Origin of the sequence: Mesorhizobium sp. M4A.F.Ca.ET.090.04.2.1 (assembly GCF_003999085.1) — a bacterium.
GTDB lineage: Bacteria > Pseudomonadota > Alphaproteobacteria > Rhizobiales > Rhizobiaceae > Mesorhizobium.
In genome coordinates this window covers 1-9,213 of sequence record NZ_RZOT01000215.1, presented here as the reverse complement: position 1 = coordinate 9,213, position 9,213 = coordinate 1, and the positions used below count along the sequence as shown (strand labels likewise).

The 9,213-nt window shown below is 64.7% G+C and carries 10 protein-coding genes; 4 read left to right on the top strand and 6 right to left on the bottom strand.

The genetic code is table 11. The features are described from left to right. The first annotated feature begins 108 nt into the window (after positions 1–108). The 4 genes from EN781_RS16605 (at position 109) to EN781_RS16590 (ending at position 3,382) form a co-directional block, all read left to right on the top strand. Positions 109–870, top strand: a complete 762-nt coding sequence (locus EN781_RS16605; RefSeq protein WP_126058603.1) for a 3-hydroxyacyl-CoA dehydrogenase — start codon at positions 109–111, stop codon at positions 868–870. Between the two features lie 5 nt (positions 871–875). Next, positions 876–2,048, top strand: coding sequence for a CaiB/BaiF CoA-transferase family protein (locus EN781_RS16600; protein WP_126058602.1), 1,173 nt, complete (start codon positions 876–878; stop codon positions 2,046–2,048). Positions 2,049–2,086: 38 nt separating this feature from the next. Continuing rightward, positions 2,087–2,863 carry a HugZ family protein gene (locus tag EN781_RS16595; protein ID WP_127400155.1) on the top strand — a complete coding sequence of 259 codons (777 nt, stop codon included), beginning with the start codon at positions 2,087–2,089 and terminating at the stop codon, positions 2,861–2,863. 159 nt (positions 2,864–3,022) lie between these two features. Continuing rightward, on the top strand, positions 3,023–3,382 hold the full coding sequence (locus EN781_RS16590; protein WP_127400154.1) for a metalloregulator ArsR/SmtB family transcription factor: 360 nt from the start codon (positions 3,023–3,025) through the stop codon (positions 3,380–3,382). Between the two features lie 154 nt (positions 3,383–3,536). Here the strand turns inward: EN781_RS16590 and EN781_RS16585 are convergent, their stop codons facing one another. From EN781_RS16585 to EN781_RS16560, 6 genes are all read right to left on the bottom strand, one after another. Beyond that, entirely contained in the window at positions 3,537–4,256 is a 720-nt protein-coding gene (locus EN781_RS16585) for an SDR family NAD(P)-dependent oxidoreductase (RefSeq protein ID WP_245455522.1), read from the bottom strand. A gap of 109 nt (positions 4,257–4,365) precedes the next feature. Beyond that, positions 4,366–5,172 (bottom strand): ABC transporter permease, encoded by an 807-nt coding sequence (locus EN781_RS16580; protein ID WP_126055479.1) that lies wholly within the window; start codon positions 5,170–5,172, stop codon positions 4,366–4,368. Positions 5,173–5,176: 4 nt separating this feature from the next. Continuing rightward, complete coding sequence (locus tag EN781_RS16575) at positions 5,177–6,010, bottom strand: ABC transporter permease (RefSeq protein WP_126055478.1); 834 nt, start codon at positions 6,008–6,010, stop codon at positions 5,177–5,179. A gap of 22 nt (positions 6,011–6,032) precedes the next feature. After that, positions 6,033–7,145, bottom strand: a complete 1,113-nt coding sequence (locus EN781_RS16570) for an ABC transporter substrate-binding protein (protein WP_126055477.1) — start codon at positions 7,143–7,145, stop codon at positions 6,033–6,035. Positions 7,146–7,212: 67 nt separating this feature from the next. Then, positions 7,213–8,307 carry an ABC transporter ATP-binding protein gene (locus EN781_RS16565; protein ID WP_126055476.1) on the bottom strand — a complete coding sequence of 365 codons (1,095 nt, stop codon included), beginning with the start codon at positions 8,305–8,307 and terminating at the stop codon, positions 7,213–7,215. 131 nt (positions 8,308–8,438) lie between these two features. Then, positions 8,439–9,213: LysR substrate-binding domain-containing protein (locus EN781_RS16560; RefSeq protein WP_127400153.1), on the bottom strand; the 775-nt coding region annotated here is incomplete at its 5' end.

Here is a 9,213-nt window from a genome sequence, read left to right as displayed (position 1 = left end):
GCTCAATCGGCACGATTGATCCCGGTCAAGCTTCGATTGACCCCGTCTGCCGTTGCGCCGTCGTGACGTCCTTCGTAGCATGACCGGGAAAAACGTGGAGGACGCCGCATGAACCCGAATGGCCAGATTTCGATCGTCACCGGCGGCGGCTCCGGCCTCGGCGAAGCGACGGCTCGCGCGCTTGCCGCCAGGGGTGCGCACGTCGCCATCCTCGATGTCGGCGTCGAGCGCGCGCAAAAGGTGGCAGCCGATATTGGCGGCATCGCCGTCCAGTGTGACGTCAGCAGCGACGCCAGCGGCGTTATCGCCGTCGGCGAGGTGGCGCAGAAGCTTGGCGAGCCGCGCATCCTCGTCAATTGCGCCGGCATCGCCATCGGCATGAAGACGATCGGCAAGGAGGGTCCGCATGCGCTCGACCAGTACCGCAAGGTGATCGAGATCAACCTGATCGGTACCTTCAACATGATCCGCCTTGTCGCCGACCGCGCCGCCAAGCTCGATGCGCTGGAAGGCGGCGAGCGCGGTGTCATCGTCAACACGGCGTCAGTCGCCGCTTATGACGGCCAGATTGGCCAGGCAGCCTATTCGGCCTCCAAGGGAGGCGTGGTCGGCATGACGCTGCCGGTCGCCCGCGACCTTGCTCGCTCAGGCATACGCGTCTGCACCATCGCGCCCGGCATCTTCCGGACGCCGATGATGGCCGGCATGCCGCAGGAGGTGCAGGATTCGCTCGGCGCAGCGGTACCGTTCCCGTCCCGCCTCGGCGAGCCGTCCGAATATGCGGCACTTGCACTCCATATTGTCGAGAACCAGATGCTGAACGGCGAGACCATCCGCCTCGACGGCGCCATCCGCATGGCGCCCAAATAGCCCCGATGGACACCGGCATCCCCGCTGCCGGAAAGGCCGGTCCGCTGGTCGGCCTGACGGTGATCGAGATGGCTGGCCTCGGCCCATTGCCGCTGGTCGGGCTGATGCTGTCGGAAATGGGCGCCGAGGTCTTGCGCATCGAGCGCGCCGGCCCCAGTCAGCCTTTGCTGGACCTGCCGGGCGAATACGATCTCGACCGTCACGGCCGCTCCATCCTGCGTGTCGATCTGAAGCGCGGCGAAGGCGCCGACCTGCTGCTCGGCCTCGCCGAAAGGGCCGACATGCTGATCGAGGGCTATCGCCCTGGCGTCATGGAGCGGCTTGGTCTCGGGCCTGACACGGTGCTGGCGCGCAATCCGGCGCTGATCTACGGCCGCCTGACCGGCTTCGGCCAGGGCGGGCCGCTTTCGGACCGCGCCGGCCACGACATCACCTATCTCGGCTATTCCGGCCTGCTGCACGCCATCGGCAGGCAGGGAAGCCCGCCGGTCCCGCCGCTCAACCTCGTCGCCGACTATGGCGGTGGCGCCATGATGTTGGTTGCTGGCGTGCTCGCTGCTTTGTTCCAGCGCTCGCGTTCCGGCAAGGGCCAGGTGATCGATGCCGCCATGGTTGAAGGCGCTTCCATGCTGGCAACGCCGATACACGCCTTCATGGCGGCCGGCCTCTGGAGCGACGCACGCGGCGAGAACCTGCTCGATTCCGGCGCGCCCTTCTACGATACTTACGAGACGGCGGACGCGCGCCATGTCGCGGTCGGCTGCCTCGAGCCCCGCTTCTTCGCCGAATTCGCCAGGCTGCTCCCGCTCGACCCGCGCTTCGCGCATGGTCAATACGACAGGACGACATGGCCGGCCATGCGCGCCGAAATCGCCGCGCGGATGAAACAAAAGACCCGCAACGACTGGGAAGCGCTTTTCGCCGCAAGCGATGCCTGCGTCGCCCCGGTGTTGTCCTTGCTGGAGGCAAGGGATCATCCGCACAGTCGCGCCCGCGGCGCCTTTGTGCAATCAGGCAATCTCGATCGCCCTGCCCCGGCGCCGCGCTTCTCGCAAACGCCGTCAGCGCTGGCCACCGCGCCGACCGATCGTGATCTTAAGCCGGAGATGGTTCTGGCGCGCTACGGCATGGCTGAAAGCGAGATTGCCGCCCTTGTCAAATCCGGTGTGATCGGATGATAAGCGGAGCAGAAAGATCAGCTTAACGGGGAGCGCTTTTGGTCGATCGGAAAAAAGACGTCATCCGCGAGACCGACGCCGCAGCGGTCAGGCTGGCTAAGACGCTGATCCGCGGCGCCCGTTTCGGCGCCCTGGCTGTGATCGACCCTGAGACCGCAGCGCCGCTGGCGAGCCGGGTCGGCGTCGCCACCGACAGCGACGGCGCCCCGCTGATCCTGGTCTCGATGCTGTCGGCGCACACCGGCGCGCTGCTTGCCGACCCGCGTTGCTCGTTGCTCGTCGGCGAGCCCGGCAAGGGCGATCCGCTGGCGCACCCACGGACAACCCTTGTCTGTCGCGCAAGGCGGCTGGAGCGCGGTTCGGCCGAACATATGCGCGCCGAGCGGCGCTACCTCAACCGCAACCCCAAGGCGAAGCTTTACGTCGGACTCGGCGACTTCTCTATTTTCCGCCTCGAACCGGAACGCGCCAGCCTCAATGGCGGTTTCGGCAAGGCCTACCTGCTCGACCGCGCCCACCTCGTCATCGCCGGACCTATCGTCGAGGAACTGGCCGAAGGCGAGCAATCGGCGCTCGACCACATGAATGCCAACCATCTCGACGCGATTGCCGTCTATGCGCGCCATTTCGCCAAGGCCGAGGGAGACGGCTGGGTCGCCACTGGTTTCGATGCCGAAGGCATGGACCTGGCGGCTGGCGATGCCCTATGCCGGGTCTTCTTTCCTGAGCCCCTGAAAGCCGCGCGTGAGTTGCGGCCCGTCCTGGTCGACATGGCAAAGGCCGGCCGCGCAGCCGGCTATTCACAAGAGCGGTAGTTAATTGTCTTGAATCAAAAGCAAGTCTTGAGATTTGGAAGAAATGTTCTACCCTTTGGTGTGTCGCTGATTCAGCAGCGGGCATCCACAGGTGAATTCATGGAATCAGACGCTATTGCCCCCATAGCGTCTGGATGAGCTGAAAAACATGGGGCATCGATGATCTCGAGCAAGCTAATCGCCAACGCCGAATCGGCAGCCACGTTTCTGACGCTCATGGGCAATGAGAAACGGCTGTTGATCATGAGCTATCTGGTCGACGGTGAAATGTCGGTCGGCGCCATCGCCGAAAAAGTCCAGCTGAGCCAGTCCGCCCTGTCTCAGCATCTGGCGAAGTTGCGGGGGCTTGACCTCGTCGAGACCCGCCGCGACCGGCAGATGGTCTACTACTCCTGCAAGTCGACCGCAGCGCGCGAGTTGCTCGCCTTGCTCGATGGCCTGCTGGCGACGGAGCGCCCGCTCGCCGGCCAGCACCGGCAGTATGTCGCCGAAAGGCAGCGCCGGCCGCAGGCGGCCTGAGCCAGGCAAGCCTGGCGCCCCCGCCGCGCCGGGCAGCCTGTCGACGTGTGAGTAGAGCACCGGCCTACCAGGCCGGTGCTCTGGACTGTTTATGCCTGTTCACCAAAGCCGTCCGGCTCAACCAGCCCACAAGAATCTATCGCCACCTCTGCTGCTAGTATCGGGCTCGGCCGCCGGACATGTCGAAAACAGCGCCGGTGTTGAACGCGCTCGCATCTGAGCAAAGCCATACAACCAGCGCCGCGACCTCGTTCGGATCGCCGAGTCGCTTGAGCGGACTTGCCGATATCATTGAGTCGACGGTCTCGTTGCCGAGGTCCCGGATCAGGCGGGTATCGATCGGACCCGGAGCGATGCAGTTGACGCGGATATCGGTGTCGCTGACCTCACGCGACAGCGCTTTGGTGAAAGCGATGACGCCGGCGCTGGCTGCGGAATAGGCCGCAAGGCTCGGCAGTCCCTCTTTACCGGCAAGCGATCCCATGTTGACGATCCGACCCTTGCCCGCTTGTCGCATAAGCGGCAGCACACGATGCGTAACTTCGAACGTGCCAAGAAGGTTGACCTGCAGGATTCGCTGCCATTCGGCCGGTTCGAATTCCTCGAACGGCTTGTAGCTGCCCAGCCACCCCGCATTGTTCACGAGAATGTCGATTTCGGTCGTGTCCATAAGGCTTAGCGCTTCCATGACGCTATCGCGTTTCGTCACGTCCACCGAAAGGGAGCGTGTGCCTTCCAGTTCGACAGGCTCGATATCCCAGATCCAAACGTCCGCACCACTCAATGCGAGCTTACTGGCTATCGCTCGACCGATGCCACGGGCGCCACCTGTGACGATGGCTGTTCGGCCGGCAAAGTCGTAAGTCACCGACATCATCACCTCCATTAAACGCCAGTGTCTCGTGTACTAGGCGCCGTATCGTGATTGAAGTCGAGCAGTTGGCCTGGCGATTTGAGCAGGTTTGGCCACCTCTCGCTGAGGTCTAGCGCGCTCCGCGCTGCCTGGTCACCAGGCTCCTCACCGCAAGCACCAGCACCGTGATGATGATCAGGATCACCGAGAGCGCTGCAATCGCCGGGTCGATATTGTCGCGCAGGCCCATCCACATCAGGCGGGGCAAGGTTATGGCGTTGACCGAGGTGATGAACAGCGTCACGCCGATCTCTTCCCAGGAGAGCACGAAGGATAGCAGCGCGGCGGTGACGATGCCGAACCTGATGTTGGGCATGATGACACGCGTCGCGCGCTCCCACACACTGGCGCCAAGCCCGCGCGCGGCAAGGTCGATGCGGCGGTCGAGCTGGCTGAGCGAGACCAGGATCAGCACGGTCGCGAAGGGTACCGTCATCACCGAGTGCGCCATGGCGACGCCGAGCCAGGTGTCGTAGCCGAAGAACGAGCTCATCCCCGAGATCGAGGTGAGCAGGAAGTAGAGCGTGATCGCCGAGACCACCGGCGGCACCACCATCGGCAGCAGCACAAAGCCGACAAGGGCCGCGCTGAAGCGCGGCTGGAACATCCAGACGCCGAGGCTGAAGCAGAGCGCCAACACCGTCGAGATGGCGCTGCTGACCACGCCGATCCGGATCGACAGCAGGATGGCGTCGATCCAGCGCGGATCCTCGTAGAGCGCCCGGTAGTGGCGCAGCGACAGCTCGCCCGACGGCATCGCCAGCATCCGGCTCGGCGTCAGCGACACCGGGATGACGGCAAGCAGCGGCAGAAGCAGGAACAGCGCCACCAGCACGGCGAGGATCAGCGAGATGGGGCCGGGGCGGTAGGTCGGCATCGCGCTACACCAATTGCTTCGGTTTGACGGAGCGGAAGAGCAGCGCCATCAGCGCGCCGACGAAGACCACCAGCACGACGCTGATCGCCGCCCCCAGTCCCCAATCCGGGCTCTGGAAGATCCTGAGATAGATCAGTTCGGCGATCATCACGCTGCGCCCGCCGCCGAGGATTGCCGGCGTGACGAAGAAGCCCAGCGAGAAGACGAAGACGATCATCGCCGAGCCGATGATGCCGGAGCGCGTCATCGGCACGAACACCGTCCAGAAGGTGCGCATGCGGCTGGAACCCAGCCCCCGCGCCGCGAGCAGCACGCGCTCATCGAGGCTGCGCATGGCCGACGCCAGCGGAAACACCGCGAACGGGATGAGGAAGTGCGTCATGCCGACGATGACGCCGAATTCGTTGCGCACAAGTGCCAGCGGCTCGGAGATGAAGCCGATCGATTGCAGCCAGGTGTTGATCAGGCCGCGGTTGGAGAGCAGCGCCACCCAGCCGAAGGCGCGCGTCAGCACCGAGATCCAGAACGGCACCAGGATGCAGAACTCGGCAATCACGCCCTGCACCGGGCTGCCGCGCACCCATACAACGGTGATGGCATAGGCGGCGGTGACCGACACCAGCGTGACGATGAGCGCGATGCGCAACGTGCGGATGAACACCGACTGCACCAGCGGGTCGGTCGCGAGCGCGCTATATTGGTCGAGCCCCGGCGTCGGCAAGGTGAAGCTCCACTTCACCACGCCGAGGAACGGCCAGGCATACGCAAGGACCAGGAACAGGAGCAGCGGCGCCATCAACAGCGCCGCGCCTGTCCTGTCGGAGAGGGTGCCTCTCATGTCGGATGATCGTCTCCGCCGGTCAGGCGGAGATGATCTTGGTGTATTCGTCGAGCGCCGCGCCGTAGTTCTTGGCGTACCACTCCATGTCGAGCGCTATCTGCTTCTTCATATTCTCGGGGTCGACCGGGTTGATGCGCTTCTTGTCGGCGGGGATCAGCGCGTCGGCGGCCGGATTGGCCGGGCCCTGTCCGAGCTTGTCGAACATGACCAGCTGCTTTTGCGGGTCCTGCGCGCTGGCGATGAACTTCATCGCAGCGTCCTTGCCGCCGGGATTGTTCTTGAGCACCGCGAGCGCGCCGGGCGAGATCAGGCCTTGGTCCCAGATGAACTTGATCTTGCCGCCGGAGTCCTGCTCGATCAGCGAGGCGCGCGTCGACCACACGATCGCCATCGAAGCTTCGCCGTTGAGCAGCACGCTCTGGCTCTCGGCGCCGCCGCCCCAATAGGCGACAACGTTCTCCTTGAAGGCGGCGATCTTGTCATGCGCCCGCTTTAGATCGAGCGGGTAGAGCGAAGCCGGCGCGATGCCGTCGGCGAGAAGTGCGGCCTCCCAGCTCGACACGCCCCATTTGTAGAGCGAGCGCTTGCCGGGGAATTTCTTCACGTCGAAGAAATCGGCCATGCCGGTCGGCGCGTTGCTGCCGTATTTCTCCGAGTCGTATGCGATCACATAGGAAAAGAAATAGGTCGAGGCGGCGTATTCCCAGCCGAAACCCTCGCGCATCTTCTTCTTGTCGACGACCGTGTAGTCGATCGGCTCGAGCATGCCTTGCGCGCCCAGCGTGATCGCCGAGAACGGATCGACGTCGACGAGGTCCCAGGTCGGGGCGCCGCTCTTGAACTGCGCCGCGATCGCGCCTTCGGTCGGGCCCGAGCCGTCCATCTTGACGGTGATGCCGGTATCCTTGGTGAAGGCCTGGCCGTAGGCGGCGTCATAGGCGGTGATGGCGTCACCGCCCCAGTTCACCAGCACCAGTTCCTTCGCCGCGGCGAAGGCGCCGGTCGAGCGCATGAGCAGCGGCGTGCCGGCCAGCACGAGCCCGGCGATCTGCGCGAACTGGCGGCGCGAGATCTCGCCGCGCCTTGCCCTGTCGGCAAGGGAGTCGATTGTGTGTTTCTTGGTATTGGTCATGTCAGTTCCCCTTGTTCTCATTGATATTCCAAAAAACCGGTGCGGCGAGTTCAGGCCGTAGCGGTGCTCACTGCCCTCCATCCGGAAGAAGGAAACCTTTTTCGGCCGGCCAGGTCAGCCAGACGGAATTGCCCTTGCTCAGTGCCGCGGCCGCTACCTCGTTCGGCACCGAAACCGTTACCCGCGAGCCTTGCCGCGTCGTGAGATCCAGCCTGGTCGCAGCGCCCAGATAGGTGGACGCGATCGCGGTCGCCGCGATGCCGTTCTCGCCGACAGCCGCCTCGCGCGCGATCGACATGTGTTCGGGGCGGATCGCCAGGATGGCGTCGCCTTTGACCGCCTCGGCCTTGCAGCGCATGCTGACAGCGCGGTCTTCGCACAGGCCGACAGCGCCGTTATCAGCAGGCGTCACGCCCTTCACCGGCAGCATGTTGATCTCGCCCAGGAACTCGGCGACGAAGCGGTTGGCCGGCCGGTCGTAGACCTCGTCCGGCCGGCCGACCTGCAGCAATTTGCCGTGGTTGAAGATGGCGACGCGCGACGACAGCGCCAGCGCCTCGCTCTGGTCGTGGGTGACGAAGACGAAGGTGGTGCCGGTCTCCTGGTGCAGCCGCTTCATCTCGGCCTGCATCTGGCCGCGCAGGCTCTTGTCCAGCGCCGAGAACGGCTCGTCGAGCAGAAGCACGCCCGGCTCGAACACCAGCGCGCGGGCAAGCGCCACGCGCTGCTGCTGGCCACCGGAAAGCTGCGCCGGCAATTTCTTCTCATGGCCCTTCAGCCCGACGCGCTCGACCATCTCGGCGACGCGGCGCTTGATCTCGGAGGCGGATTTCTTGCGCACCTTGAGCGGGAAGGCGATGTTCTGTTCGACGCTCATGTGCGGGAACAGCGCATAGCCCTGGAACACCATGCCGGCGGCGCGCTGCTCGGCCGGACGGTCGGTGATGTCGATGCCGTCGCTGAACAACTGCCCCTCGCTCGGCTGCACGAAGCCGGCGAGGATCATCAGGAAGGTCGTCTTGCCGGAGCCCGACGGCCCGAGCAGGGTCAGGAACTCGCCGCGGCCGATATCGAGCGTCAGATTGTCCAGCGCCCGGAACGAGCCGAAGCTCTTGCCGATCCCGTTCGCCTTGATTTCTGCGGCCCGGCCGGGTTGCTGCATTCCTGCCTCTTCCTTGGTGGCTGGATGAAATCGTAGGGCAGGGCGACGGCTCACCGCAACCGAATAGTTTTCGCCTGATCGGCAAATTTGATTCACGGGTGGTGGGTTTGGGTGGAATGGATGGCGCGCTCTCAATACGGCCCGACCCTGTTCTCCGACAGCTTCGATCGCAGCCATCCGCCGAACGCCTGCAGCACCGGATGGTTGGCCTTGGCATGCTCCGACACCAGGAAGTATGACCGCGGCGATTTGATCGCGATGTCGAATGGGCGCACCAGCCGGCCCTCGTTCAGCGCCTTGCGGCTGGTCAATTCGTCACCCATGGCGATGCCCTGGCCGGCGATCGCCGCCGAGAAGACGAGGTTCATGTCGGAAAAGAAGATGCCGCCCTCGGTGTCCGGATTCTCCACCTTGGAAAGCGCCAGCCAGCGTGCCCAGTCCTCGGTGTCGCCGAGATGCAGGAGATTGGCGCGCAGCACGTCGGCGGGCTTGGAAAAGCCACCCACCTTGTTGAGCAGCGTCGGGCTGCAGAGCGGCGTGAACGAGATCTCGCACAAAAGCTCGGCCGCGCGGTTCGGCCAGTTGCCGACGCCGAAGGCGATGAAGGCATCGGCGTCTGGATTGCTGACGTCGTCGAGGCGCCTCGGCGTCAGGATGTGCAGGGCGACATCGGGATACATCTGCCGGAACTCGCCGATATGGGTGCAGAGGAACAGCGAGGCGAAGCCCGGCGTGCAGGAGACGGCGAACGAGCCGCCGACGCCGGTGCCGGCATTGCGCCCCACCGCGTCGCCGAGAACGGTCAGCGCCTTGCGCACGTCGCTGGCATAGCGCTGGCCGCGCGGGGTGAGCGCGACGCCCTTGCCGATGCGCTCCAGCAGGTCGAAGCCGAGGTCGCGTTCGAGC